Annotated in this window: 20 protein-coding genes; 10 read left to right on the forward strand and 10 right to left on the reverse strand. The window is 70.5% G+C overall.

The window, feature by feature from the left end:
- Positions 1-186 precede the first annotated feature (186 nt).
- Together QSK30_RS08605 and QSK30_RS08610 are read left to right on the forward strand one after the other, a co-directional pair.
- Positions 187-3,360, forward strand: coding sequence for an ATP-binding protein (locus QSK30_RS08605; protein WP_285501096.1), 3,174 nt, complete (start codon positions 187-189; stop codon positions 3,358-3,360).
- Positions 3,361-3,459: 99 nt separating this feature from the next.
- Entirely contained in the window at positions 3,460-3,915 is a 456-nt protein-coding gene (locus QSK30_RS08610) for a nucleoside/nucleotide kinase family protein (protein WP_285501099.1), read from the forward strand.
- A gap of 275 nt (positions 3,916-4,190) precedes the next feature.
- Here QSK30_RS08610 and QSK30_RS08615 read toward each other — a convergent pair whose 3' ends face one another.
- On the reverse strand, positions 4,191-4,802 hold the full coding sequence (locus QSK30_RS08615; protein WP_285501101.1) for a dihydrofolate reductase family protein: 612 nt from the start codon (positions 4,800-4,802) through the stop codon (positions 4,191-4,193).
- A gap of 187 nt (positions 4,803-4,989) precedes the next feature.
- Positions 4,990-6,282 (reverse strand): IS256 family transposase, encoded by a 1,293-nt coding sequence (locus QSK30_RS08620; RefSeq protein WP_502871807.1) that lies wholly within the window; start codon positions 6,280-6,282, stop codon positions 4,990-4,992.
- Between the two features lie 437 nt (positions 6,283-6,719).
- Between QSK30_RS08620 and QSK30_RS08625 the strand changes: the two genes are divergently transcribed.
- Positions 6,720-8,552 (forward strand): tetratricopeptide repeat protein, encoded by a 1,833-nt coding sequence (locus QSK30_RS08625; RefSeq protein WP_285501104.1) that lies wholly within the window; start codon positions 6,720-6,722, stop codon positions 8,550-8,552.
- Positions 8,553-8,831: 279 nt separating this feature from the next.
- Here QSK30_RS08625 and QSK30_RS08630 read toward each other — a convergent pair whose 3' ends face one another.
- The 3 genes from QSK30_RS08630 to QSK30_RS08640 all read right to left on the reverse strand — a co-directional run bounded on the left by QSK30_RS08630 (position 8,832) and on the right by QSK30_RS08640 (position 12,766).
- Positions 8,832-10,256 carry a DEAD/DEAH box helicase gene (locus QSK30_RS08630; protein WP_285501106.1) on the reverse strand — a complete coding sequence of 475 codons (1,425 nt, stop codon included), beginning with the start codon at positions 10,254-10,256 and terminating at the stop codon, positions 8,832-8,834.
- A 405-nt stretch (positions 10,257-10,661) separates the two neighbouring features.
- Positions 10,662-11,876: an FAD-dependent monooxygenase gene (locus QSK30_RS08635; protein WP_285501109.1), complete on the reverse strand. Its 1,215-nt coding sequence runs from the start codon at positions 11,874-11,876 to the stop codon at positions 10,662-10,664.
- Positions 11,877-12,121: 245 nt separating this feature from the next.
- Entirely contained in the window at positions 12,122-12,766 is a 645-nt protein-coding gene (locus QSK30_RS08640; protein WP_285501112.1) for a M23 family metallopeptidase, read from the reverse strand.
- A 145-nt stretch (positions 12,767-12,911) separates the two neighbouring features.
- Between QSK30_RS08640 and QSK30_RS08645 the strand changes: the two genes are divergently transcribed.
- From QSK30_RS08645 to QSK30_RS08660, 4 genes are all read left to right on the forward strand, one after another.
- Positions 12,912-14,036 carry a sensor histidine kinase gene (locus QSK30_RS08645; protein WP_285501113.1) on the forward strand — a complete coding sequence of 375 codons (1,125 nt, stop codon included), beginning with the start codon at positions 12,912-12,914 and terminating at the stop codon, positions 14,034-14,036.
- Positions 14,033-15,139: a hypothetical protein gene (locus QSK30_RS08650; protein ID WP_285501116.1), complete on the forward strand. Its 1,107-nt coding sequence runs from the start codon at positions 14,033-14,035 to the stop codon at positions 15,137-15,139. Before QSK30_RS08645 ends, QSK30_RS08650 begins: the two co-directional genes overlap by 4 nt.
- Positions 15,136-15,771 carry a response regulator gene (locus QSK30_RS08655; RefSeq protein WP_285501118.1) on the forward strand — a complete coding sequence of 212 codons (636 nt, stop codon included), beginning with the start codon at positions 15,136-15,138 and terminating at the stop codon, positions 15,769-15,771. Before QSK30_RS08650 ends, QSK30_RS08655 begins: the two co-directional genes overlap by 4 nt.
- Before the next feature lie 484 nt (positions 15,772-16,255).
- Positions 16,256-16,870, forward strand: a complete 615-nt coding sequence (locus tag QSK30_RS08660) for a hypothetical protein (RefSeq protein WP_285501120.1) — start codon at positions 16,256-16,258, stop codon at positions 16,868-16,870.
- A 277-nt stretch (positions 16,871-17,147) separates the two neighbouring features.
- Here QSK30_RS08660 and QSK30_RS08665 read toward each other — a convergent pair whose 3' ends face one another.
- The gene (locus QSK30_RS08665) at positions 17,148-18,590 is read right to left on the reverse strand and encodes an alpha/beta hydrolase family protein (protein ID WP_285501122.1); all 1,443 of its coding nucleotides are present in this window, start codon (positions 18,588-18,590) and stop codon (positions 17,148-17,150) included.
- Between the two features lie 209 nt (positions 18,591-18,799).
- Here QSK30_RS08665 and QSK30_RS08670 point away from each other — a divergent pair, with 209 nt between their 5' ends.
- Both QSK30_RS08670 and QSK30_RS08675 read left to right on the forward strand, forming a co-directional pair.
- Complete coding sequence (locus QSK30_RS08670) at positions 18,800-19,900, forward strand: sensor histidine kinase (protein ID WP_285501124.1); 1,101 nt, start codon at positions 18,800-18,802, stop codon at positions 19,898-19,900.
- Positions 19,897-20,559, forward strand: coding sequence for a response regulator transcription factor (locus QSK30_RS08675; RefSeq protein ID WP_285501126.1), 663 nt, complete (start codon positions 19,897-19,899; stop codon positions 20,557-20,559). Before QSK30_RS08670 ends, QSK30_RS08675 begins: the two co-directional genes overlap by 4 nt.
- A 249-nt stretch (positions 20,560-20,808) precedes the next feature.
- On the opposite strand, the gene QSK30_RS08680 is transcribed toward QSK30_RS08675, so the two are convergent.
- From QSK30_RS08680 to QSK30_RS08690, 3 genes are all read right to left on the reverse strand, one after another.
- Positions 20,809-21,366: a hypothetical protein gene (locus QSK30_RS08680; RefSeq protein WP_285501127.1), complete on the reverse strand. Its 558-nt coding sequence runs from the start codon at positions 21,364-21,366 to the stop codon at positions 20,809-20,811.
- Between the two features lie 3 nt (positions 21,367-21,369).
- A complete protein-coding gene (locus QSK30_RS08685; RefSeq protein ID WP_285501129.1) occupies positions 21,370-22,218 on the reverse strand; it encodes an FG-GAP repeat domain-containing protein in 849 nt (282 codons plus the stop codon).
- A 214-nt stretch (positions 22,219-22,432) separates the two neighbouring features.
- The gene (locus QSK30_RS08690; RefSeq protein WP_285501131.1) at positions 22,433-23,554 is read right to left on the reverse strand and encodes a Dyp-type peroxidase; all 1,122 of its coding nucleotides are present in this window, start codon (positions 23,552-23,554) and stop codon (positions 22,433-22,435) included.
- Positions 23,555-23,619: 65 nt separating this feature from the next.
- Here QSK30_RS08690 and QSK30_RS08695 point away from each other — a divergent pair, with 65 nt between their 5' ends.
- The gene (locus QSK30_RS08695) at positions 23,620-24,930 is read left to right on the forward strand and encodes a right-handed parallel beta-helix repeat-containing protein (RefSeq protein ID WP_285501133.1); all 1,311 of its coding nucleotides are present in this window, start codon (positions 23,620-23,622) and stop codon (positions 24,928-24,930) included.
- A 7-nt stretch (positions 24,931-24,937) separates the two neighbouring features.
- On the opposite strand, the gene QSK30_RS08700 is transcribed toward QSK30_RS08695, so the two are convergent.
- On the reverse strand, positions 24,938-25,702 hold the full coding sequence (locus QSK30_RS08700; protein ID WP_285501135.1) for a hypothetical protein: 765 nt from the start codon (positions 25,700-25,702) through the stop codon (positions 24,938-24,940).
- Positions 25,703-25,773 lie beyond the last annotated feature (71 nt).

Genomic DNA, 25,773 nt, shown 5'->3' on the forward strand with positions numbered 1-25,773 from the left:
GCTGGTACCCCCGTGGGGACTCGGCCGACCCGGACCGCCCGGCTCGGTGGACGCCGACCCGCACGCTAACCACGGACCTTTCCGCCGCCTTGTCGCCGCCTTTCCGCCGCCTTTCCGCCACCGTGTCACGCGATCACCGCCCGGTCCGACTCATCCAGTGCGGACACCTCGGAGGGCCGGTACGACATGGTCGACTTCCACGTTCGGGTGCTGGGGCGGGTCGGACTCGTCAGCGCCGACCGCGTCGTGGCGCTGCCACCGCAACTGGCGAAGGTGCTCGCCGTGCTCGCGGCCGAGCAGCGCGGCCGGGTGGTCGAGGCGCAGGTCCTCGCGCGGGCCCTGTGGCCTGAGCGACCGGAACCGGAGCGGCTGTACCCGCTGGTCGCCAAGCTGCGCAAGGCGCTGGGCGTCGCCGGTCTCACCGTCTCGACCGCACAGCAGCACGCCGGGTACCGACTCGAACCCGCCCCGGGCCCCGGCGGCGTGCGGGTGCGCGAGGCGCTGGACCGCTATCGGCTGCAGACCGCGCTGGTCGACGCGGAGGCGCTCATCGACCAGGGAGCCGCCGCCGAGGCGGTCGAGGTGCTGCGACGAGCCGCGGCCACGTGGTCGGACCGGCCGTTCTCCGTCGCCGACGTCGACTGGGAGACGAACCTGCCCGCCGTGTGCGAGCGGGCCCGGGCCGAACTGGAGGCCCTGCGGGACCGGCTCGCGCTCCTCTGGGTCACGGCCGGGCTGCTGACCGGCGACCGCGACGTGCTCGGCTGGCTCGCCACGGACCCGGAGCAGACCGCGCGACTGGCCCGCAACCAACACCTGTGGTTGCTCCGGATCGTCGCGCTGCTCGACGACGGCGATCCCACGCGCGCCGTGGAGTTGCTCGAGCGGCTCCGCCGGGACGGCGGATACGGCACGATGGCCCGCGCCGCCGACGATCTCGTCGCGTTGCACGAGTTCGGTGCCCGGTTCCAACTCAGGCTCCTGAGCAGGCGACCGACCACCCCGGGGCCGGACGCGCGGTCGTTCGCCGACCACGTCGCGGCCGTGCGTGAGGGCGAGCCGGACGTCCGCACGCATTCCCTTGTCCACCAGGACTTCGCCCGGCTGCGCGAGATCGCCGCCGCCGCCGGTGTCCGGACCCTGCACGTCGTGGTGGGTGACCTCGGCCTGTGGCGCGCGATCCTGGCCGAATGCCTGTTCGCGACCTTGCGCGATCCGCTGACGCGCGGGCAACAGCCGCCCACGGCGATCGGGTTCGTGGTCGACCCGCGTCCGTTCACCCCGGGTTCGACCCGCGTGGTCGAGGACCTGGCGGCCCTGCTCCGCCTGGTCGCCAGGCGCGGCCCGGTCGTGGTCGTCGTCGAGGGGGCGGACCGGCTGGCGCCTGCCGACGTCGACGTGATCAACGAGGTGGCGTGGCGGTGCGCGCGCGAACGCGTCGGGTTCGCCCTGCTGGGCGACCGCGTCGCCGGTCCCGTCGGGGCCCCCGGCTTCGAGTGGCTGGCGGCGGCCGCGATCACCGAGGTCGACTTGGCCATCGACACCCGACTGGTCGGCCGCGTCGTCGGCACGACCGCCGCCGAGGCCGATGAGCACCTGGCCGCGGCGACCCGGTCCGGTGCGGTGCGGGTCACTCGGGGGCGCGCCCGGTTCGCCTCCGCCGAACTCCGCGACGCCGTGCTGACCGAGCTCTCCGGGCGCTTCGCAACCGCAAGACGCTTGCACCACAACGCTTTCACCGTGCTGTCCGGCACGCCTGCGGCCTCCTACGCGGTCTTGGCCTGGCACGCACTGGCCGCCCAACCGGACCTGCCCGACGATGTCGTGGCGGGCGCGTTGTCCGCCGCCGCTTGGGACGCGTGCGAACGCCGCAGCCATGAGGAGGCGCTCGACTTCGCCCAGCGCGGACTCGCCGTGACCAGTGACCCCGAACTCCGGTTCGCGTTGCACTTGGCGCAAGGGGATGCCCACCACAGCCGGGCGGACATGCCCGCGGCCTCGACGGCGTACCACGCCGCCCTCCGCGCGGCGGTGAACGACCCGGTGCGCCGGGCGACGGCGGTGGTCCGCCTGGCCCGTCGGTGGTCGGCCCCTGGTCGAACCGACCAGGAACTCCTGCCGCTGCTGGAAAGGAGTCGGGCGGAACTCGTCCCACTCGCGGCCGACCCGGCGGGCAGGCGCTTGTGGCTGCAGGTCAGGGCCCACCTGGCGCACAAGTCCACAATGGCCCTTCCGCCTGCGGACCGCGCGGACGAGGTCCCCGCGGGCGTGCGAGAGGCCCGTGCCCTGATCGAGGAACTCAGGCCGGACGACCCACCCGAGGTCGTGTGCGACGTGCTGACCGAGTGCCGCTGGGCCCTGTACGACTTCACCCCACCCGCGCGACTCCGCGACATCAGCGAGATGCTCGAGCGAGCCGCCCATTCCGGCGGCCCCGAACACTTCCACGGCGAAGCCGTCATCGCCACGGCCATCGACCAGCTGCGCTTGGGCGAGCTGCACAACGCGCAGGCCACCGCGGCCCGACACCGGGAGATCACCGCGCGCTCGGCGCACGGGTTGATGCCGTGGCTCCAGTCCACTCTGGACACCATGTACGACCTGTGGCGGGGGAACCTGGCCGCGGCCGAGCAACGCCTGTTCGGCCCCGGCCAAACCCTGCTGGACAGCTCGGCGACCCCGACAACCGGCGACTCGTTACGCCAGACCTGGATGGCGCAGGTCTTCTGGCTGCGCCGCGAACAAGGCCGCATGAGCGATCTGAGGGCCATCGACCTCGACACCGGCGCGCAGCAACGGGAGTACTTCCCGGTCTGGATGGCCGCGACAGCCTTCCTGCACAGCGAGACCGACAACCCGGCCGCCGCGGTCGACGGCCTGCACGCCCTGTTCCACCGCCTGGACGGCCTGCGCTCCCTCCCGCCCCACGGCTACGGCGTCACCGTTCTCGCCCTCGTGGTCGAGACCATCGACAGCCTCACCCGACGCCACCACCCCACGGCCGACCTCGTCGACCTCTGCCACAGCACGGACAAGCTCCTCGCCGCCCACGCGGGTGAGCTGGTCCTGGCAGGCTGGCCCGCTGTCCTGCTGGGCCCGGTAGAAGCATTCCGCGCCCGCCTCGCCCTGGCAGTCGGCGACTTCCGCACCGCACTGTCCCTTGTAGATGGTTGTGCGAACACTGTTCGAGCCGCCCCCGCCCAACTCGGCTGGTTCCGCGTGCACCGAGCGCGCGCCCTTCTCGGCCTCGGACACGCCCCGGAAGCGCGCTCCCTGCTCGACTCCGCCCGGATCATCGCCGACCAGAACCACCTACACGCTCTGGCCACGGCGACACGACAACTCATCGACGACGCTTGACCGGCGACCGCCTCGGTCTGGTCTCATGCGGTTGATCTGGCGTGGGAGGATGGTGGGACGGTGGCGCCACGGGTGACCAGGTTCAAGCGAGGGGTGGCAATGGGTCAAGGCACCCGTGGCGAGCTCATCAGTCGGCTGGCCGAGGCGATCGGGTCCGTCACGACCACGCACCCGGTGCGGGTCGCCATCGACGGGCCGCCCGCCGCGGGCAAGACCACGCTGGCCGACGAACTCGCCGTCGTCCTGCGCGCCCAGGACCGCGCCGTCATCCGCGCGACCATCGACGACTTCCTCGTCCCCCGCGCACAACGCTACCGACGCGGCCGGTACTCGGCCGAAGGCTGCTACCTCGACGCCCACGACCACGCCGCACTGTGCCGGGTCCTGCTCGGCCCGCTGGGCCCGGGCGGGGACCGCGGGTTCCAACACACGGCCTACGACAAGGACACCGACACCCCGGCGTCCCCGCCCGCCGCGATCGCCCCCGCGGACGCGGTACTCCTTTCGACGGCGTTTTCCTCCTGCGCCCGGAACTCGTCAACCGGTGGGACCTGACCATCTTCGTGTCGGTCCCACTTGAGCAGACGATAGATCGCGCCCAGCACCGAAACACCACGTTGACCGGATCCGCCGCCAACACCCCCGACATCGAACGCTCCTGGCGCGACCGCTACATCCCTTCCCAATACCTCTACCTCGCCAAAGACCGCCCCACCGACCGCGCCGACATCATCGTGCACAACGACCAGCCCCAACGGCCGACCTGGGCAGTCCGACCACATTCGGTACCCCGGCTTTGACGCAACACAATGCCGTGGTGGCAAGGGAAGTCAGGCCGTCACATACCGCGGGCGCCCGGCAGGCCGGTAGACCTGGATCGCCACGCCCTTCGCGTCGACCCGCGACTCCACCAGCTCGAGCGCGCGGTCCGGACCGTTCTCCGGGAACAGCCTCGCGCCCTGGCCGAGGATCACCGGGACCACGATCAGGGTCATCTCGTCGACCAGGTCGTTCTCCAGCAGCCACCGGATCAGGGTGCTGCTGCCGTGCACCTGGAGCTCACCCCCGGGCTGGGCCTTCAGCTCGGTGACGGCCGCCGCGAGGTCGCCGCCGAGAACAGTCGTGTCCGCCCAACCCGGCGCGGTGAGCGTGGTCGATGCCACGTACTTGGGGGTCCCGTCCAGGGCCACGCCGACGGGGTGCGCACGCATCTGGTCGATCGACCCCCACGAGCCGGCGAACAGGTCGTAGGTGCGCCGACCGAACAGGAACGCGTCAGCGCGCTGGTAGGTCCGCGTGATGAACGCCCTGGTCTCGTCGTCACCGGCCCCGAAGGCCCACCCGCCGCGTTCGAACCCGTTCCGGCGGTCCTCGTCCGAGGCGCCGCCGTTCCCCTGCGTCACTCCGTCGATGGTGATCTGAGTCGTGGTCGTCAGCTTCATGATCGCGGTTCCTCCAGCTCGGCGCCGCCCCCTGCGGGCGGCTCACCACTGCTACGAACACCACCACCCCGATCCGACACCCCTCCCGGAACTTTCTCGAAGGAACGTTTGACCTCCTGTGCCGCGCGGGAGGCGCTGGGACTCGGTGACGGGTCTGTCCCGTGATCGGTGTTTCCGGCGTTGTTGATCAGTAGGTCTCGGCGGTCGGCCAGCGGTCACCGAACGTGATGGCGAATGCGTTGATCACTGGCTTCCAGCGCATCGTCCACCGGGCGCGGCCCGTCCCGGTCGGGTCCAGGCTGCGAGTCACAAGGTACAGGCACTTCATCGCCGCCTGCTCCGTCGGGAAGTGCCCACGCGCGCGGATCGCCCGCCGGTAGCGGGCGTTCAACGATTCGATCGCGTTTGTCGAGCAGATCATGCCCCTGATCTCGACGTCGTAGTCAAGGAACGGCACGAATTCCTCCCAGGCGTTGCGCCACAGCCGAATCATGGCACCATATTTCTTCCCCCATTTCTCGTCCAAGTCCTCAAGGGCAGCCAGTGCGGCGTCGGGATTGGGGGCGGTGTAGATGGGTTTGATGTCTCGTTTCACCGCGTCCCAGTCCCGCTGTGACGCCAGCCGAAACGTGTTGCGGATCAGGTGAACGATGCAGGTTTGCACAATAGTCCGCGGCCACACGTTCGTCACGACCTCGGGTAGGCCCTTGAGGCCGTCGCAGACGAGGAAGAACACGTCGGCGACGCCGCGGTTCTTCAAGTCGATCAGCACGCTCATCCAGAACTTCGCGCCCTCGCCACCGGTGCCCATCCACAGACCCAGAACGTCCTTGCGGCCGCCGATGGTGACGCCGATGGCGGCATAGACGGGCCGGTTGGCGACCTGCCCGTCACGGACCTTGACGTGGATCGCGCCGATGAACACGGCCACATACGCCGGGTCGAGTGGCCGGTTGGCCCAGTCCTGCATCTCGGCGACGACTTTGTCGGTGATCCGCGAGATCGTTTCCTTGCTGATCGAGGATCCGTAGATCTCGGCGAAATGCGCGGAGATATCCCCGGTCGTCATTCCTTTCGCATACAACGACAACACGATCTCGTCGACCTCGGTAAGCCGGCGTTGCCGCTTCTTTACGATCTGCGGCTCGAACGTACTCTCCCGATCCCGCGACACGTTGATACCGACCTCGCCCGCGGCATCCGAGATCACGGTTTTCGGCCGGGTGCCGTTCCGCACATTCCTCGACTCACGGCCGGGCTCCGCCTGACGCCTCTCGTGCCGCAGGTGTTCGGCGATCTCCTCGTTCAGCGCGGTTTCCAGCACGTTCTTGGTGAACAGCTTCAACAAGCCGTCCGGGCCGGTCAACGCCAGCCCGCGGGCCTTCGCCTCAGCCACCATCGCCGCCGCGGCGGCCTGCTCCGGCGACAGCACCGCCGGCTTCCGATCACTCCTGCGTGGACTCACAAGGTCCGATGTCATCACTCACAGTGCCCATCTCGCCGGACCTCAGCCCGGCGTGTCGCCGGAAACACCGATCTTGGAACAGTCCTGCGGTGACCGGCACGAGTTCGGGGGTCGGTGGTCGCGATGTCATCCAATTGGCATCTTCTTCTGGTGGTGGCGGAGTGGGAAGGTGGCAGCTTCGCTTGGCCGGGGGAATCGGCGGACTCCGAGGAGCGGTGGTGGCCAACGAGGTGTACGGCGGTATTGCGGGAAGTGTTCTTCAGGCTGGGGTCCTGCAAGGGGATGTGCACGTCCACGGTCGTTCGGGCCACGCCAAACCGTGGCAGTTGCCAAGGGTCGGGCAGGTGTTCGTGGGTAGGCGGGGAGTGCTTGCCGAGCTTGATCGGGCGGTGGGCGACGGAAGAGTTGTCGGGGTGTGGGGGCCGGGGGGTATCGGGAAGACGTGGGCGGTGGTGAAGTGGGCGCAGGAGCGGAAGGAGTTGTTCCCGGACGGTCAGCTGTTCGTTGATCTGCGCGGGTTCAGCCCGAACGGTGACGCGGTTTCGACCGCAGCCGCGCTGCGCGGGTTTCTGGACGCGTTGGGTGTGGCGGCCGATCGGATCCCGGCGGGGGTCGACGCGCAGGCCGCCTTGTACCGCAGTGTTGTGGCGGCTCGGCGGGTCTTGGTGGTGTTGGACAACGCGGCCTCCTTCGAGCAGGTCGAGTTGTTGGTGCCGGGCGGGCGTTCGTGCGTGGTGGTGACTGGGCGTCGGGCGTTGGGTGGTTTCCTGGCGCGCGTCGGGGCGCGGTCGATCCGGTTGGCGATGTTGGGGGAGCGGGAGGCGCGGGGGCTGCTGGAGCTTCGGCTCGGGCAGGGGCGGCTGGCGGCCGAAGCCGAGGCTGTTGCCGAGGTGTTGGCGTTCTGCCAGGGGTATCCGTTGGCGTTGGCGGTTCTCGCGGGGCGTGCGCAGGACACGTCGTTGGCGCGGCTTGTGGCGGAGCTGCGCGAACTGGGTGTGGCGGCACTCGACGACGACGATCCAGCGGCCAGTCTGCCCGCGGCGTTGACCACCTCCCAGCGGATGTTGAGCGCCGAGCAGCGGCGGGTTTTCGGGTTGCTCGCCGTCGCCCCCGGTCCGGACGTGAGTCCGTTGGCGGCCGCCGCGTTGACCGGGTCGCCGAGGGTGGCCGGGGTTCTCCGCGCGCTGCGCGAGCGATCGCTGGTGGACGTCGGTGCGGGTGAACGGTATTCGATGCACGACCTGGTGCGGCAGCACGCCGGCGCTGGCGTACCCGATCGAATCGGCGGATTGCGCCGGCTGGTGGACTTCCACGTGCACACGGCGTACGCGGCCGACCACCTGCTCTACCCCCACCGGCCCGCCTTCCCGCTCGACCCGCCCGAGCCGGGAGTGCGGCCGGCGCCGTTGGCGGACGTCGCGGAAGCGTTGTCCTGGTTCGACGCCGAACACGCGTCGTTGCTCGCGTCGGTGAACTTGGCTGCCCGTAACGGTTGGCATCGCAGTGTGTGGTGTCTTGCCTGGGCATTGGACACCTTCCACTTCCGCCGCGCGCACCGCGAGGTCAGGTTGACGGTGTGGCTCACCGCACTGGACTCGGCGGAGCACCTGTGCGACCCCGTGGCGCGCGTCAGCGCTCACCGCAACGTCGGGATCTCCCACGCTCTCCTGGAGCACCGCACCGAGGCGCTCGAGCACCTGGGCCGGTCACTCGCGCTCGCCGAGCAGCAGGGGAACACCGCCGAGCAGGCCCGGACCCACCAGATGATCGGCTGGGCGTTGCAGGCCGAGGACATCTCCGGGGCGCTGCGCCACGCCACCCGGGCCCTTGCCCTGCACGACCACCTCGACCACCCGGTCCGCCGGGCGGACACCCTCAACCAGGCGGGTTGGCACGCCATCCACAGCGGTGACCTCGACACCGCCCGTACCCACTGCCTGCTCGCGCTCGACCTGCACCGCGCCCACCACAACCCCGACGGCGAGGCGATGACGCTCAAGAGCCTCGGCCTCATCGCCTACCGCGGCGAGCGCTTCCACCAGGCCGTCGAGCACTACGAGCGGGCCATCGCGCTGGTGCGGACGCTCGCCCACGCCTACAACGAGGCCGACCTCACCGTCCACCTCGGACGCGCGCACCTGCGCCTCGGCCAGGTCGACCGAGCCCTCGCGCTCCTGCGGTCGGCCCTGACCCACTACCTGACCCAGTCCCGCGACGACGACGCGGCCCGGGTTCGAAGTCTCATCGCCCACGCCGAACGCCTCAGCCGTCCCGACACCGGGTGAACCGGCCGGACACCCGAGTCGATCATCGCCGGTTCGCCCTCGCGGTGGACCTCGCAGGCCCGGCGCCGCGGCGCGGCCGCCTGGACGACGATCGGCGGACCCAGACCCCCAACCGATCCAGTGACCATCGGACACCACGATCCGCTCGGCATCGTCCCCAGCCGTTCTGGGGGATGCCGTCAAGGGCGTCGTGCGGGGCTGGTCCACTCCCGACGTCGAGGGTGGCGGTGCCGAAGCTGGACCGGACCTGGTCGGCCGACATGAGGGGTGCGGTGCCGCCTATCGCCCGCTGCGTCGGCCGGCGCGGGTGCCTGCCGAGAAGGCGGCGGCCCCGCCGGTGCTCTTCACCGCGGGTGCCGGGGTGGCCGCGGGCACCGACCGGGACTGCTTGGGAGTGGACGGTGTCTGCCGGCGCTTGGCGGCGGTGGGTTTGCGGTTGGTGCGGATCGGCCGGTCGGCGGTGGGCATCGCGGTCGGTGCGACGAAGGTGCGCTCGCCGGGTGCGAGCTCGGCGAGCAGCGGGTGGCCGGGGCGCATCCGGGTGACCTTGGCGGCGACGCCCGCCTTGCGGGTGAGGTCGCGGACGTCGGCGACCTGGGCGTCGGTCATCAGGGTGATCACGGTGCCGGACGCCCCGGCCCGTGCCGTGCGTCCCGAGCGGTGCAGGTAGGCCTTGTGCTCGACCGGGGGGTCGGCGTGGATGACGAGCGCGACGTCGTCGACGTGGATGCCGCGGGCGGCGATGTCGGTGGCCACCAGGGTGGTCGCCCGGCCGTCGGTGAAGGCGAGCAGGTTCCTGGTGCGCGCGGTCTGCCCGAGGTCACCGTGCAGTTCCACGGCGGGGACGCCCTCCGCGATGAGTTGGCGGGTCAGTCGTGCCGCGCCGCGCTTGGTGCGGGTGAACACCACCGCCCGGCCGGGTGCGGCGGTCAGGTCGACCAGGACCGGGAGCCGGGCGGCGGGCTGCACGTGCAGCACGTGGTGTGCCATCGCCGTGACCGGTGAGGACGGCGGGTCGGTGCTGTGCGTGGCCGGTTTGGACAGGAACCGGCGCACGAGCACGTCGACGCCCGCGTCCAGGGTGGCGGAGAACAGCAACCGCTGGCCCCCGCGCGGGGTCTTGTCCAGCAGCCTGGTGACGACGGGGAGGAATCCGAGGTCGGCCATGTGGTCGGCCTCGTCGAGCACGGTGATCTCGACGGCGTCGAGGTGGGCGTGCCCGGTGGCGACGTGGTCGGCGAGCCTGCCCGGGCAGGCGATCAGCACGTCGACGCCCGCGCGCAGCCCGGAGATCTGGGGTCCCGGTCGCACCCCGCCGTAGACGGTCATCGTGGTCAGTGACAGGGCTTCGGCCAGTGGTGCCACGGCGGCCGCGATCTGGTCGGCCAGCTCGCGGGTGGGGGCCAGGATCAGCGCCCGCGGCCTGCCGGCCCGCCGCGGCTTGGTGCTCGCCGCGAGCCGGGCGAGCAGGGGCAGCGCGAACGCGTAGGTCTTGCCCGACCCGGTCCGGCCACGCCCGAGCACGTCACGGCCGGACAGCGAGTCCGGCAGCGTGGCGGCCTGGATCGGGAAGGGGCTGTCGATGCCGCGGGCGGTGAGCACGGCGACCAGCGCCGCGGGCACGCCCAGGTGGGCGAAGGTCAGTCCGTCCGGGTTGTCACCGGTGGTGGACGGACTGGTCTGGCTGGGGCGGCGAGCCGCCATGTGGGTACTCCGAAACGTTGAGGGACGGTCTACTCGACACGCGCCGCCAAATCCAAGCGCGGGTCGCGGACCCGATACGCGGACAGCCCGCATCGTCGCAGGCGAGACCGCAGGACCAACCCTACAGGACCAGCCGGCCCACCTGCTGGACGTGATGCGCGAGGTCTGGTGGGGAATCGCGGGAAAGCGCGTTGGTGGTCGCTTCGCTCGGGACGGAAGACTTCCCTGGTATCGAGTTGCTCGTGACCACTCGAGGCAGTCGCAGGTGGGTGCGTTGGGATCCCGACGGCCATCCGGTGGTGGGGTCCGGGTGGCTGAACAGGGCGGCGATCAGTCGTCGGATCCGCAGTTGTCTCGCTCGCTACCTGCCGTCCGCAGGGTGCAAGGGGCGCGGATGCAGTGCCCCTACGGCTTGGCCGGTGGCTCCGAGGGCCCGGAGTCGGGCACCCCGGCGTAGTCGGGCAGGTCGACGCCGTTGATCGCGCGGTCGATCAGCGCGGTGAACGCCTCCATGTCGGGCTCCGGGGCAGGTTCGGCGTCCGGGTTGGGGACGGCACGGCTTTCCGCGTGCAGCCTGCCGATCTCCTGGTTCGCCTCGACGAACGAGCGCATGCGGGCCTCGTAGGCGGCGAACCCCGCCTCGGGGTCCCAGTCGGCGGCGGCCAGTTCCCCGGCGAGCAGGTAGGCGGCGACCAGGGCCAGCCCGGTGCCCGCCCCGGACATCGGGGACGAGCTGAACGCGGCGTCGCCGATCAGCGCCACCCGGCCGTTCGACCAGCGGTCCATCACCACCTGGGCGACCTGGTCGAGGTAGAAGTCCGGGGTGTCGTCCAGGTGCGCGAGGATGTCCGGGGTCAACCAGCCCAGGCCCGCCATCCGCTCGCGCAGCAGGTGCTTCTGGCTCTCGACGTCGCGGTGGTCGATGTCGGAGTCGGCCGCGGGGAAGCCGAACATCGCCATCGCCCGGGTGGCGTCCTTGATGGGCCGCAGGCCCGCGGTCCGGGCGGACCCGGGGTCCTGGTACTCGAGGAACCAGCGGTCCAGCCCGAACTCGTTGGGCACGCTGTAGAAGGCCAGCACGAGCCCGAGGTGGCGGACGAACCGCTCCCGCGGCCCGAAGACCATCGCCCGCAACGCCGAGTGCAGCCCGTCCGCGCCGACCACCAGGTCGAAGCGCCGCCGGTCGCCACTGGCGAAGGTCACCTCGACCCCGTCGGCGTCCTGGGTGAGCTCGGCGATCCGGTCACCGAAGACGTACTCGACGCCGTCGCGGGTGTCGTCGTAGAGCACCTGCGACAGGTCCCCGCGCAGGATCTCGATCTCCGCGATGAACCCGTCACCACCATCGTCATCGGCGCGGTATGTCTCCAGCACGTTCCCGTCGACGTCCACGGTGTGCGCGCCCGCGGTGTCCGTACAGGCCGCACGCACCGCCGCGTCCAACCCCATCCGCCGGATGACCTCCTTGGCCACCCCGCGCGCGTCCACCGCCTGCCCGCCGGGGCGCAACCCGGGAGCCCGCTCCACCACGGTCACCTCGGCTCCCCGCCGCCGCAACCAGTGGGCCAGCGCGGGCCCCGCGATGCTCGCCCCGGCCACCAACACCCTGGTACCGCTCACCGCGCCCCCCCAATCGCCCAACCGGATGACGGTGCGGAGTGTATGTGAACCGCGGGTGGCTTCGCGGTCCGAGCAGGACTTCGCCCAGGACAGGCGTCGTGTGACGCGGACAATCAGTCACTGCCTGGGAGGCAGGCCGGTAGAGCGGATCAACTGGAGGTGCGCTGAAAGCGGCGGGGAGGCGTGAGTCCTTTGGTGACGGCGCCGAGGGGCGGCCGTGACGGCCGCCCCTCGGTCATCTCCGACTACGGGCAGGCCTGCTGCCTACCCGAGGCGTATGCCCCGCCGACGAACCCGATGAAGTTGGTCGGCTGCATGGCCTGCCCGGGCGCCCACGTTCGGTTGTAGCAGGCGTAGTTGTGCTGGGAGTACATCTCCACGTGCACGTGCCTGCCCTGCCAGCAGGAGCTCCAGCTGTAGTCCCCGACCGTGCCGATCGTCGTGCCCCACCGGTTGATCGTGGCGCCCTGGGACACCGTCGGGTTGACGTGCGCGTAGGTGACGGCGCCGATCTTGGTGCCCCCGGTGTAGAGGCCGACCGTCACCCGGTACCCGCCCTGGCTGATGACGCCCGACGCGCAGGCGGCCCGGACGACCTCGACCTTCGCGGTCACCGGAACTGCCCCGTCCTGCGGGGCGGCGTAGAGCACCACCGCCGCACCGGAGCCGACCGACTGGAGATCGGCCGACCAGTCCCCGCCGTACGGGGTGTGGTGCGTGCTGGGCAGTGATCCACCGGTCGGCCAGGTTGCTGCCGACGGCGACCCGACCCACACAGCAGGTTCGGCACTGGTGGTGGCAGTCGACGTGGCCGCGGTCGAGAGCAGCGCCGAGAACGTGAACAGGGCTGCCAGCGCGGCCCGGAAGAGGGAGCGGCGGTGTGTGGACATGTGATGTTCCTTTATTCGGGTGAATGCCGGGACTCCGGTGCTATTGACGCTAGGTCCGCGACGACTTCCAGGAGAGGGGCGTTCACCCGACACAGTCCGGTCACGGAGTGCGCGACCCTGATGGTCTCGACCGAGAGGAGCCGGGATGGGCGAGGGCGCGGCGGTTCAGCGGCTATACCACCTCGGCCGTGCGTACACGGCGTGGATCCGGGTGGGGACGTTCGTCCCGATCGCGGTGATCGGCGGACTCGGCGCCACCGCCGCCACGGCGTGGCCGACCGCGGCGGTGTTGACCACCGTCGCGGCGTCCAGCGCCTTCTACCTGCTCGTTCTGCGCCGCCGCTGGCGTGCGCACCTGGTCGCGGTTGATGCCGCCGCTCTTGTGGTGCTCGCGCTCAGCACCCGGTGGACGATCCCGCCCGACTGGTTGGCGGAGGGCAAGTCTTGGCTGGTCCCCTTCATCACCTTCGCCTGCGTCGCCTACCAGTACCACCTCGGCAGGATGTTCGGTGCTGTCCTCGCCGTCGTGGTCCACGCCGCACTGGTCGTCGGCACCGTGTGGGCTCTGCCGGAGCAGGCTCCGGTCTTCGGCTTGGTGTCCGCCTGTTGGTCGCTGGTCGTGTCGGTACTGGCGAGGATCCTGTGGACGCTCGTGCGCCGGGGTGGACGGATGGCCGATGACGCGATGGCCGCGGCCGAGCGGATCCGCACTGAGCGCCGGGTCGCCGCCGAACTGCGCTCGGACGAACGCGCCCTGACCAACGCCTTGCACGACACCGCCGCGACGACGTTGCTGCTGGTCGGGTCCGGCCAGATCGGGCGCGGCTCCGAGGCGGAGGCCATCCTCAGCAACCAGGCGCGACAGGATCTGGACGTGCTGCGTGCTTTCGGCCGACAGCCTCCGGAGCGGATGGACCTGTGCTCGGCGTTGGCCACCGCGCTCCCCGCATCGGTCGCGGTATCTTGTCCAGCAGGCGTGCCGCTTCCGGGCAGGGTGACGAGAGCCGTGGTGGACGCGATCGGGGAGGCCGTGCGCAACGCCACTCGCCACGCCCACGCGGATCGGATCGAAGTCGAGGTCACAAGTGGACCCGGCGGGTTTCACGCGGTGGTGCGCGACGACGGTGTCGGCTTCGATCCGGAGCGGGTGCCTGCGCCCAAACGCGGAGTGCGGGAGTCGATCGTCGGGCGGATGGCCGCCGTGGGTGGCGCTGTGGCGATCGAGTCCGGGACGACAGGGACCTCGGTGCGGCTGAGGTGGCCCGCATGAGCGGTCTCGACCACACCGTCGCCCGGTTCCTCGGTGGACTGCGGATCGCCGTACTGGTCATCGCCGCGACCGTGTTGGCTACCGCGAGCCTGCTCCGCACCACGGACATACACCGTCCACTGTGGACCCAGTTGGCAGCGTACTGCGCATTCGCGGCGATCATCATTGCCGAGTTCGTCCTGCTCGTGCGTGGGAGGTCGTGGGGCCGGGCTCGCTGGCCCGCGCTGGTGCTTGCCTTCTCGGCGTCCATTACCTCGACAGTGACCTTGCTCAGCGGCGAGGCCACCGGAGCCCTCGACTGGGCATACGGAACCATGGGCTGGATCGGCGTGCTGCTGTTGCTGGACCGCCCGATCGGCTTCCTGGCCTGTTTCTTGGCAACCCACGAGGTGGTCACTCTCACCACCCTGGTCCTCGGTGCGGACGGCGGCACCGAGTTGGTGATCCTCAACGCCGCCGTCGCGGCCATCGGAGCACTGGGCTTTCCCTTCGGGACCGGACTCGGCGCGACCGCCCTGCGAGCTCTGGCGGTCACCGCCCACCGCCTCGCCGAGGAGGCAGAGGATGCCCGGACGCGCGACGCGGTCGGGGCGGCGGTGCACCGGCGCAGGCAGGAACGGTTCGCGGGGCTCACCGCCACGACTGTCCCGTTGCTGACGGGGTTGGCCTACCGAACGCTGGACCCACACGACGCCGACGTCCGCCGGGCTTGCGCCATCGAAGCAGCTCGCATGCGCAGGCTGTTCGCCGAGACCGACGAGGTGGCCGACCCTCTCACGCACGAGTTGGCCACCTGCGCCGACGTCGCCGAGCGGAGAGGCGTGCTGGTGGAGCTGGAGACCAGCGGCCGCTGGCCGACACCCCCGCTACCGGTGCGGCGGGCGCTGACCGATGCCCCGCTCGCTGCCCTCGCCACCGCGACGACTTGGGCGAGGGTGACCGTGGTCGGCACCGCCGAGTCGGTATCGGTCGACGTCGTCGCCGACTGCGGGCCGGTCGACCTACCCGTGAGCGACACGGCGGTGGTGGAACTGGAGACGATCTCGGAGGGAGACCTGCGGTGGGTGCGGACGCGCTGGGGAACAGACCGGTCACCGCAGTGATCGTTGACGACCACGCGGTGGTCGCAGCAGGAGTGCGGACATGGTGCGCGGCCGCCGACCCGCCGATCGAGCTGATCGAAGCCGGACCGGACCTGGCCGCGGTGTGGACCGGACCGGGCGCCCAAGCGGCGGTGGTCATCCTCGACCTGCACCTGAACGCGGGACACGCGGAGTTCGGGGCGCTACGCAGGCTCGTCGACGTGGGCCGCAGGGTGGTGGTGTACACCCAGGCGGCAGACCCCGAAACCGCGACCCACTGCGTCGATCTCGGCGCGCTCGCCTACGTCACCAAGCGCGAAGGCGGTGCGCACCTGGTCGCCGCGATCCAACACGCCGCGGACGGACGCCCCTACACGCCCCCGTGGTTGGGCGGTGCACTCGCGGCTGACACCGACCTGGGCAGACCGAAGCTGACGCCGATGGAGGTCGCCACCCTGCGGGCCTGGTTCGCCTCGTCGTCAAAGCGGTTGGCCGCGGCGATGCTGCGGATCAGCCCAAAGACCATCGAGACGTACCTGGACCGGGTGCGGACCAAGTACGCCAACGTCGGCAGGCAAGCGCCGACCAAGAGCGCGCTAGTCGCCAGGGCGCTCGAGGACGGCTGGATCACCCTGGACGAACTCGACGGCTGAACTCAGCCTCAGGCCAAGGCGGATGCGATCGGCTTTCGCCTTGGCCGGTCGGGTGCCCACAGCACGAGGGATGAGCGACACGGGTTCACGCGCACATCGAGTGTCCTGTTCATCGACCTTTTATCGGCCCACCGGGGCCCTGTGCCAATGTCGAGTTCCGGCCTGAGTCTCGGCGCTGGAGGAGAATCTGGAGCGGAACGGCTACGAGACCGTGCTGGTTCGGAATCCGCTTGCCCGAGGGTGAGGCGGTCATGTTGCCCGGGCCACCAGGCCGCGGGTTCCGGCTCCTCCGCAGCGACCACCGCGCCTACGCGCTGCCCGTACAAGATGATTCCCTGGCCGCACCCTTTCGCGCATTTCCTGGCTTGGGGCCCTCGGCGCGGATGGGTGCGGATTCCGCGAGGAGACCGCCTCCTGATCATGATGGCGTAACACGAGCCCACCGGTTCTCGATGGAGTCCACAACTGACCTTTCGATCAGTGGGTGAAATCGATGGTACGAACCCTCCTGGCCCCGGCAGTTGTTCTCCTGGCCGTGACTGCGGTCGGGTGTGACGGCGGGACCACCCCTCCGGCGGCGCCGACAGTTGTCTTCCCGGCGTCTACGGTGATCAGCGCGAGCAACCAGGTCGCGACCTTCGACTCGTCCGTCAACGACGTCCTGACCCTGCTCAACGGTCAGATCCCGATTCTGGAACCTGGATCGTCCACACTGCCGACAATCGCCCTCAGGAAAGGAGTCTTCGGTGGTCAGGTCAAATCAGACGCAGAGATCTACCTGCTGTCGAGGGAAAGCCTCCTTGATGACACGCGCGCGGTCGCCGTCCGGATCACCGGCAGCGCAGGTTCCGTCAACACCCCAACGCGCCTGCTGAGCGTGGTAGGAGCATCCGTCAACAAGCTCTCCGCCGACTCGGTCCAGGCTTTCAGCGAGAGCGTCCTCCCCAAGCTGTCCACCATTGCCCAGACCCGTACGACGATCACTGTCGGGACGTTCTACACACTCACGATCATCGTCAGCAACTCATCCTCCCTCACCTTCATCTACACCCCTGTCGGAACCGAACCGCCAGTCGAAGCGGAGACCCTCGGCCCGTGATCGCCGATTCACCGTGGATGAGTTGGTTCGGCGCCCGTCCAGCTGGCTGGTGGGCAAGCATCGACAGATGACCGAGAGCGTCATCGCGTACCGAGTACTCGACGAATCGGACCCAGGAGCACAAGATCCTCGCTTCCGACTCGGGGTGGAGTCGGTCATGGAGGGCCGCGCGCGGACAGTAGCGCGGGCGTTACGGTCACAACACACTCGAGCGGGACAACAAAGGCTCCGTTTGAAGATTCGCCGCATAGATGGTGGTATTCCCGGCCTGGGCCGATCAGCGCCCGTTGCCAGGGTGGAACACGGTGAGCTCGCCGTAGGTCGACAGAGTGCCCGCCAGGTCACTGGATCCGTCGCGCATAACGGAATCCAGGAACGCGAGCGTGGCGCCGGCGACGACGCGCGGGCTCTCGGCGCGGCCCAGTGAGCCGACGATCGAGGGCACCGGCGGCAGGTACAGGGGGCCGTCCATGAAGGTCAGGTGGGCGGCGCCGGGGATGGTTAGCCGGTAGTTGGTCGCCGTGCCGCGCGTGAGCACGTCGGTGAGCTGCGGCACGTAGCGCGGATCGGTGTCCGGGGTGATGGCCTGGGTGAGCGCGAGCGTCGGCTGGCCGAGGTCAGGCGACAGGGAGCCGCGGGGGTAGCCGTCCAGATCGATGACGGCGTCGAACCGGTGGTCGTGCCTGGCGGCCTGCAGGGCGGCGGCGCCACCCATGGAGTGACCGGTCGCGGCGACCCGGCCGGTGTCCAGGCGCCCGGCCAGCGGGTCGGCGCCGTCGCCCCGGTCGAGACCCTCCAGCCGGGTCAGCGCGAAGCCGAGGTCGGCGGCCCGGATCGCCGTCCAGTCGTCGGCCAGCCTGTCGTCCTCGCCCCGGTCGCCGGTGGAGACGGTCGCGCTGGTGATCGTCCGGCCGTCGGCGAGCACGACGGCGGCGGAGTCGTACGGGTGGTCGAGCGCGACGACCACGTAGCCGTGGCTGGCGAGTTCCTCCGCCCACGCGGTGTTCTGGGTGCGCACCCCGCTCGACCCCGGCGAGAACAGCACGATCGGGAACCGTCCTCCCCCACCTGCCACCGGGGCGTCGGGGATCGCGTGGGTACGGGCGAGCGGAACACCGTCGAACAGGAAACCCGGCAGGCCGACTCCCTGGGCGAGTGCCTCGGAGACGGTGCGCGCCTCGTCCTCGTCGCGTCCGAGGTACTGGGCGCGCGGTACGTCCGCCGAGCTGTTCTTCGCGGGGTACCAGAGCTGGGCCACGACCGTGCGCCGGTCCTGCGGATCGGTGGTGAAGGTCTCCGGGCGGTCCGGGTCGGTCCACTGCAGAACGCGGGTGCCGACCGCGAAGTCGCCGGAGAGCTCTGGGAAGACGGGGACGGGGAAAGCCCACGCCGCCGCCGGGCCTGTGGCGATCAGGCAGGCGCACGCCACCGAGCCCGGCAACGCCAGCCACCAGCGGACCCGCCGAGCGCGGTCGCGCACCAGCGGGAAGATGGCGAACGGGGCAGCGATGATCGCACCCGCCAGCACCGGCAGCAGCTGCCAGCGGAGCCCTGTCACGCAGAGCGCGATCGCGGACGGCAGGAACGCCGCCCCCGCCGCGATGGTGGCGCGTGGGCGGGCAGCGGCGGGCAGCCAGCGCGCCACCACCAGCACGACGGCACTGAGCAATGTCAGGACTTCCAGCGGGGACAGGTTCAGTCCCGTGATTATCTCGGTCACCCGGCCATGTTCGGTGCCTGGCTCGTGCGTCCACATCGCTCCCCAGACGCGACCCCGGTGCCGTCTCCAGTGGCAATCGAGCACCTCGGATCAGCCGCCGGACTACGACCACGGGAGGTACCGGGACTCCTCCCGTGGTCGCAATCCGGCTCGCCGCAGTCAGCCGGCGGGCTCATGTGCGGGGCGGGCCGTCGGCCTACCATCGCCGTGTGACGAACGAGCGGCGCTGGGCGTCCCGGCTGCCGCGGGCGGTGTGGGACTCGCTCCTGCCCGCGCTTCTCCTGCTGAACGTCTTGACCATGTGGACGCCCACGGAGCTACCGGTGGCCGCCGCGTTCACCGCCGCACTCGCGCTGCCCTTGGTGTGGCGGCGCCAGGCCCCGCTCACGGTATTCGGCGCGGTGGCGACCGCGGCCTTCGTCCAGTGGCTGGTGGGCGTCCAGCTGCCCGCGGACGTCGCACTGCTGGTGGTTCTCTACACGGTGGCCGCGACCTCGGGCAGGCGCGCCACACTCGTCGCCGTCACAGTCGTGGAGATCGGGGCCGTCCTGGCCTGCCTGCGCTGGGCGACGGATGGCGCGTTCCTTACCCCGCTCGCCGCGCTCACCGCGCTGGTCGTCGCCGCGGCCGTGCTCGGTGTGAACGACCGGACCACACGTGCCTACCTGGGAGCCGTGCGGGACCGGGCCGTCGCCGAGGAGAGAGCCAGGATCACCAGGGAGATGCACGACATCGTCACCCACAACCTGTCCGTCATGGTCGCGCTCACCGACGCCGCCGTCTACGCGCAGCACCGGTCGCCCGACAAGGCCACCACCGCGATGCTCCAGGTCGCCGAAACGGGCAGGCAGGCACTGACCGACATGCGGCGCTCACTCGGCGTCCTGCGCACCGACGAACCGGACGCGGCGCGCCACCCGCTGCCCGGCATCGCCCAACTGGAGACCCTCGCGGGCCAGATGCGCGCCGCCGGGCTCCCGACCGGCCTCGACATCGACGGCGGCCACACGCACATACCCGCGACCGCGCAACTGACCGTCTACCGCCTGGTGCAGGAAGCCCTGACCAACACCCTCAAGCACACACCCACCGGCACCCACGCGAAGGTCAGGATCGAGTGCGCCGCCGAGACAGTCACGGTCGAGGTCACGGACACCGGCCCGCCGACCTCCCCGGTCACCGCCTCCGGCCACGGCATCACCGGCATGCGCGAGCGCTCGGCGGGCTACGGGGGAACGGTCCTGGCCGGACCACTTCCCGGCGGCGGCTGGGGAGTGCACACCCGCCTCGCCTTCGGCGGCGCCCCGTGACGATCCGCGTCCTGATCGCCGACGACGAGGCGCTGCTGCGCATGGCGTTCAGCATGGTCGTGGAGGCCCAGCCGGACCTGGTACCGGTCGGCGAGGCCGAGGACGGCGCCACCGCCGTCCGGCTCGCCACCGACCTGCGCCCCGATGTCGTCCTGATGGACGTCCGCATGCCGGGAACCGACGGGATCGAGGCGACCCGGCAGATCACCCGGAGCTGCCCGCAGACCCGGGTGCTGATCCTGACCACCTTCGACCTGGACGAGTACGCCTTCGCCGGGCTCAAAGCCGGGGCCTCGGGCTTCCTGCTGAAGAACACCAGGCCCGAGGAGCTGCTCACCGCGATCCGCACCGTGGCCGCGGGCAACGCGGTGGTCTCCCCGCGCGTCACCCGCCGCCTGCTGGAGAGATTCCGCCCCCACCTCCCCGACGCCGCCGCCACCGCCCGCGACGAGCGGCTGAACAGGCTCAGCACCCGGGAGCGTGAGGTGCTCGTCCAGGTGGGCTCCGGTCTGTCCAACGCCGAGATCGCCGCCACCCTGCACCTCGCGGAGGCCACGGTGAAGTCCCACCTGGGGCGAATCCTGCACAAGCTCGAACTCCGCGACCGGATCCAGGCCGTGATCTTCGCCTACGAGAGCCGCCTCATCCACCCGGCGTGATGCCCGCGGGTCTAGGCGGCTTCTCCGACGGTTGTCCTGATTGGCCTGCCAGTCGCTGTGGCGGCTGCCCGCGTGGGCGGACATCGTGTCCACTTCGGACGGCCACGCCGCGAGGTCGTTGCCCGGTGTCCTGCGGCCACCCGGGTTGGCCGCGGAACGGGTGGTCGCGGCCCCGTCCGAGGGCCGCGACCCACGGGACGGTACCGGACCCGGGCCGGGGAACCCGTGCCGCCGCCGGTGAAGTCGGCGCTAGCAGCCACCCGGGGCCGGGTGGAGCCAGGACAGTCCGCCGGACGCGGTGTTGAGGTAGTAGTCGACCACGCCGCCCTGATCGGTGTACGTGCACAGGTCACGGCGGCCGTCGCCGTTGAAGTCGGTCTGCCAGACGCGGTTCGGCATGGTGTTGCCGTATTGCCTGCTGATGAAGGTCACCGTCGTCGGGTCGGTTTGGCGGAGCACGAAGAAGGCGTCAGCGGGGTTGAACGCGTCGTAGTCGGTGAGCACGATCTCGTTGGTGCCGTCACCGCCGAGGTCGACGACCTCGCCCATGTCGCCGCAGAGCGGGTAGTTGGTGGGGTTCGGGTAGGTGTAGGTCGTCGCGGTGCCGTGTCCGCCGCCGGGCAGGCCGTGGGCGATCCGCAGCGAGCACGTCGAGCCGGCGCTGGTGCCGGGGGTGACCACGTCGGTCAGTCCGTCGCCGTCGACGTCGCCGGAGAACGGGGCGTTCCAGTCGCCCGCGCCCGCCGGGGATGCCAGGGCCAACGTGAGCACCGCGGCCGCGCCGAGGGTGCCGATTCTCTTCGCCATTGCTCAGACCTCCATGAAGTTGCCGGTGCCGTCATTGCGGAAGTGCTGCACCCGCAGCTGGGGCACGTGGGAGATCAGGCCGATGTCCGGGACGCCGTCGGACCCGATGTCGGTGACGAACACCTCGTGCGGGTCTTGGGCCTTGGCGAAGGTGATCGCCGCCTTGCCGCTGCCGAAGTGCAGCTCCGCGGCCCAGGAGGCGTACTCGCAGCGCCGGGAGAGCAGCATGTCCTGGCCGCCGTCACCGTCGAAGTCGGCGAGGAAGTGCTGGGGGACCGGTTGGGAGGAGCAGCCGGAGACCGTGCCGGGCACGATGGCGCCGTCGGGGGTGCTGTGGAACGAGCGGATCTCCATGCTCTGGTCGCTGGAGGACCACACGTCCGGCAGGCCGTCGCCGTTGAAGTCGGTCGTCCGGATCGTGCTGGGGAAGGGCAGGCCCGGGTACAGGCCGGTCACCCTGATCTCGTCGCGCACCAGGCGAAGGGTCAGGTAACCCCCCGAGTACCACTGGAACCCCGTGGTGATGATGTCCGGCTTGCCGTCGCCGCGCAGGTCGGCCACGACACCCATGTCGGGGCAGAACGGGGCACTGGTGCGCGGCGAGTCGTAGCTGTAGTCCTTCGGCGTGCCCAGGGTCCCGTCGCGCTTGCCCAGCGCGATGCTGAGCACGCACGGCCGGTTCTCCCCACCGCCCGCCTCGATGGCGGGCAGGACCTGGTCGACGATCCGGTCGCCGTTGACGTCGCCCCGGAAGATGCGCAGGTTCGGTTCGCCGCCGGCGGTGGCGGGCACCAACACCATCGCCACCACCGCGGCGATGGCGGCCAGAACCGCCATCCGTGGCTTGTGCATGGGACTCCCCTCGTCGGTCGGGTACGCGCTGTCGCGGCCCGTCCACCCAGGTCATCGCCGCCGGTGTACTGCGTGTTCACCCTCTCACCCACAGTGACTCCGACCGGCCCCCACGCGGACGGCAAAGCTCGTACGTCGCACGATCAAACGGTCCCGGTCACTTCGCGGCCGGACGTCCGGCGAGTGATGATCTCCGGTAGGCCTCACCCCTGGCCTACCGGGCGAAGAGCGTGGCGCCGAGCGGGTGCGTGTCGTCGAAACCGGGGAGTACCAGGAAAGTCGCGCTGGCCGTGGTGGTCGTGAACGGCAGCAGCGCGTCGCCGTTCTCCATGTGGGTCAGGGTGTTGGTGAAGGTCTTGACGTCGTTCTGGAAGCTGATGAACAGCAGACCCGGGGCGGGTTCGTCGATGCTGTAGGAGCGGCGCAACATGAGGCTGACCCCCACCACCGCCGAGTGCGCCCTGCGGACGTGGGAGCCCACCGGGATCAGGTAGCGCCCGTCCGGCGTCTTGGCGCCGAGGTCCGGGTCGGACGCGATGGTGCCGCCCGACAGCGGCTCGCCGGTGCCGCGATGTCGTCCGAAGACCGCTTCCTGTTCGGTGACGGGCAACGCGGCGAACCGTGGCAGGTCGAGCTCCATGCGCCGGAGCACGGCGATGGTGCCGCCCGCGACCGGCACTGGCCCGGGCAGCCACAGGTCCCGGCCCTGTTGGGCGGCGGTGTGCGGACCGACGACGCCGTCGGTGAAGCCGAAGGGGTTTCGTGGTGCGGTGCGGCTTCCCTCCACCGGAACGGTCGAACCGCGGTGGCCGGACTGCCGCCACCGTTCCCGCACCCGATCACCTGCTTGGCGTAGCAACGCGGCGGCGGCGATCGTTGGGATCATCGCGTCGTTGGCGCAGATCTGCAGCAACAAGTCACCGCCGCGGGCCTGCGGTGCGATTCGCTCGTGGGAGAACGGTTGTAGGTCCAGCGCACCGGGCAAGGACGGGTCGACCGCACGTACGAGCTGGGGGCCGACGCCGATGGTCACCGTGAGATCGCCCGGCGGCAGGCCGAGGAGTCGCGCGTCCGTCCCCGCGGTCAGCGCGCGGACAGTCTCGCCGAGTTCGGCCAGCAGCGAACCAATTGCCGTGCCATTAACGACATCGACCACTACGACGAGTAGGTTGGCCTGGGCCGAATGGGGTGTCGTGACGCCGGCCTGGAACCGCCCCGTCGGCGGTACCGACGCGGGGGCTTCACGTTTTGCCGTGTCCGGCGCGCACCCGGAGGTGAGGCCCGCGGCCAGAATGGTCGCTGTGGCGCCGAAAAACGCGCGACGTGACGGTTCCACGGCGTGGAGGGTGCCACATTCGCGCCGCTGTCGGCGAATCCGTCGGCCGTGCCACACTGGCGCCCATGCTTCGTCTCGGTCTCGCCGTGGTCTTGGCGCTCGCCCTCGCTGGCTGCGGCGCCGACGAGGGCGCACCGGGCAAGCGGCCGGACGGCGCGCGAGTGACGATCAGGGTGCCCGCCGACGCCCCGACGATCACCGCCGCGGTGTCCCTCGCGCGGCCCGGGGACCTAGTGCTGGTCGCACCGGGTGTGTACCACGAGTCGGTCAAGGTCGGCACGGCGCGGATAACCCTTCGCGGCGAGTCCCGGGACGGGGTCGTGATCGACGGGCAGTTGCGGCAGCCGAACGGTGTCGTCGTCACCGCGCCCGGCGTGGCGGTGCAGAACCTGACCGTGCGCAACAACACCCAGAACGGCCTTCTGCTCACCGGTTCGGCGAGGGCGGCATCCGGGTCGCCCGGCGACGGCGGCTACGACACCGGAGACGAGCCGGTCGCCTTCCTGAAGTCTTTCCTGGTCTCGCACGTGACCGCCACCAGCAACGGGTTGTACGGCATATACGCGTTCTCCGCCCAGGGCGGCGTCATCGAGCACTCCTACGCCTCCGGCTCACCCGACTCGGGAATCTATATAGGACAGTGCAAGCCGTGCCGGATCGTCGTGCGGGACAACATCGCCGAACTGAACGCGGTCGGCTACGAGGGCACCAACGCCAGCGGGGACGTCTACGTCGTCGGCAACCGGTTCACCGGGAACCGAGTGGGCCTCACCACCAGCTCCGACCACCAGGAAAAGCTGCTGCCGCAACAGAACGCCACCATCGCGGGCAACCTGGTGTCGGACAACCAGCAGGCCGCGACCCCCGAGCAGGCGGAGGGCGGGTGGGGGATCGGCATCGGTGTGGACGGCGGTAGCGACAACACCTTCATCCGCAACCGGATCACCGGCAACACCAACGCGGGCCTGGTCATCACCGCGACCGCCGACATCTCGCCCAACGGCAACCAGGTCGTGGACAACGTCTTCGCGACCAACGGCGTCGACATCGGTTGGACCTTCCCCACCGCCACCCGTGGGCGAGGAAACTGCTTGCGCGGCAACGACCTCACGACGACCGCACCCACCGGACTGGCCACGTCCGCGGTGTGTCCGGGTACCGAGCAGTCGCCATCCGCGACGTGGGTGGTGCCGAAGCCGCCACGCGGCATCCCGTTCACCGACGTCGCCGCGCCCGCCCCGCAGCCGCAGTTCCCCAACGCCACCACCGCGGGACCGACAGCCGTCCCCGAGATCCCCGTGCTGCCGGACCTCGCGGACATCCCCCTGCCGCCCGCGTCCCTGCTCGCCGACGGCGCGCTGGTGCGGCCGTCCTGAACAACGGCTACCGCATCCCGGGGACGGGCTGCACCGGGACATAGGGCCGGGCGTCGAAGTCGATGACCACCGGCCGCGGCTCGGACGCCACATCGGCGTGCACCCGGCGCATGGTGCCGTCCGCGTCCACCCAGTAGCGGACGTTGCCCGCAGTGCCGGGCCTGGCCCGGGCGGCGGGCCCGGCCATGACGTCCACCTCGAGGTCGCCGACCCGCTCGCGTCCGATCCACGTGGCCCCGTTCTGCGGCAGCAGTTCCGCGTTCTCGGGCCGGTCGCCCGCCAGGCTGAGCGTGATCAGCAGCGCGCTGTCGAGCGCGCTGCCGGACGTGCTCAGCGGTCGGCGCCGCCAGCCTGAATCGGGTGGCGTAGCCGGTGCCGCCATTGGGGTTTCCACCATGGGGTTGACGGATACCGCGGTGGCGCTCCATTGGATCAGCCCATCACTGGACGTGTCGCGCCCGGTGCCGCGCACCACGCCGTAGCCCACGTGGGCGCGGAAGTCGACCGAACCGGTGATGACCAACCCACCCGAGGCCGTCGGCACGGTGATCGTCACCGCGCGACCCGCCGCCTGGTAGTTGAGGAACCGCGTGATGGCAAGGCGGTTCGCCTCGTCCGGGGTCAGCGGTCGTGGTCCGCTCGGTCGGGAACCGGTAATCAGGAACACGGCCACGCCGACCGCCACGACCGCGACGCCGATGGCGACCACCCCCCAGGGGCGGGAGAACCACTTGCGCCGCAAAGGATGTCGTCGAGCTCGAATGCTCCGCACGCGGCGTGATCTTAACGGGCCGGTGATTCACCCCCCTGGTTCACCCAATCGCCTGCACCCAGCTCGGTGCC

Source organism: Actinokineospora sp. NBRC 105648, assembly GCF_030269645.1.
Lineage (GTDB): Bacteria > Actinomycetota > Actinomycetes > Mycobacteriales > Pseudonocardiaceae > Actinokineospora.

Bases quoted from the DNA above. Each gene is read 5' to 3' on its own strand.
- QSK30_RS08615 (WP_285501101.1), bottom strand. From the start codon at position 4,802: ATGAAGCTGACGACCACGACTCAGATCACCATCGACGGAGTGACGCAG.
- QSK30_RS08650 (WP_285501116.1), top strand. From the start codon at position 14,033: ATGAGCGGTCTCGACCACACCGTCGCCCGGTTCCTCGGTGGACTGCGG.
- QSK30_RS08610 (WP_285501099.1), top strand. From the start codon at position 3,460: ATGGGTCAAGGCACCCGTGGCGAGCTCATCAGTCGGCTGGCCGAGGCG.
- QSK30_RS08620 (WP_502871807.1), bottom strand. From the start codon at position 6,282: ATGACATCGGACCTTGTGAGTCCACGCAGGAGTGATCGGAAGCCGGCG.
- QSK30_RS08685 (WP_285501129.1), bottom strand. From the start codon at position 22,218: ATGCACAAGCCACGGATGGCGGTTCTGGCCGCCATCGCCGCGGTGGTG.
- QSK30_RS08680 (WP_285501127.1), bottom strand. From the start codon at position 21,366: ATGGCGAAGAGAATCGGCACCCTCGGCGCGGCCGCGGTGCTCACGTTG.
- QSK30_RS08605 (WP_285501096.1), top strand. From the start codon at position 187: ATGGTCGACTTCCACGTTCGGGTGCTGGGGCGGGTCGGACTCGTCAGC.
- QSK30_RS08645 (WP_285501113.1), top strand. From the start codon at position 12,912: ATGGGCGAGGGCGCGGCGGTTCAGCGGCTATACCACCTCGGCCGTGCG.
- QSK30_RS08640 (WP_285501112.1), bottom strand. From the start codon at position 12,766: ATGTCCACACACCGCCGCTCCCTCTTCCGGGCCGCGCTGGCAGCCCTG.
- QSK30_RS08630 (WP_285501106.1), bottom strand. From the start codon at position 10,256: ATGGCGGCTCGCCGCCCCAGCCAGACCAGTCCGTCCACCACCGGTGAC.
- QSK30_RS08695 (WP_285501133.1), top strand. From the start codon at position 23,620: ATGCTTCGTCTCGGTCTCGCCGTGGTCTTGGCGCTCGCCCTCGCTGGC.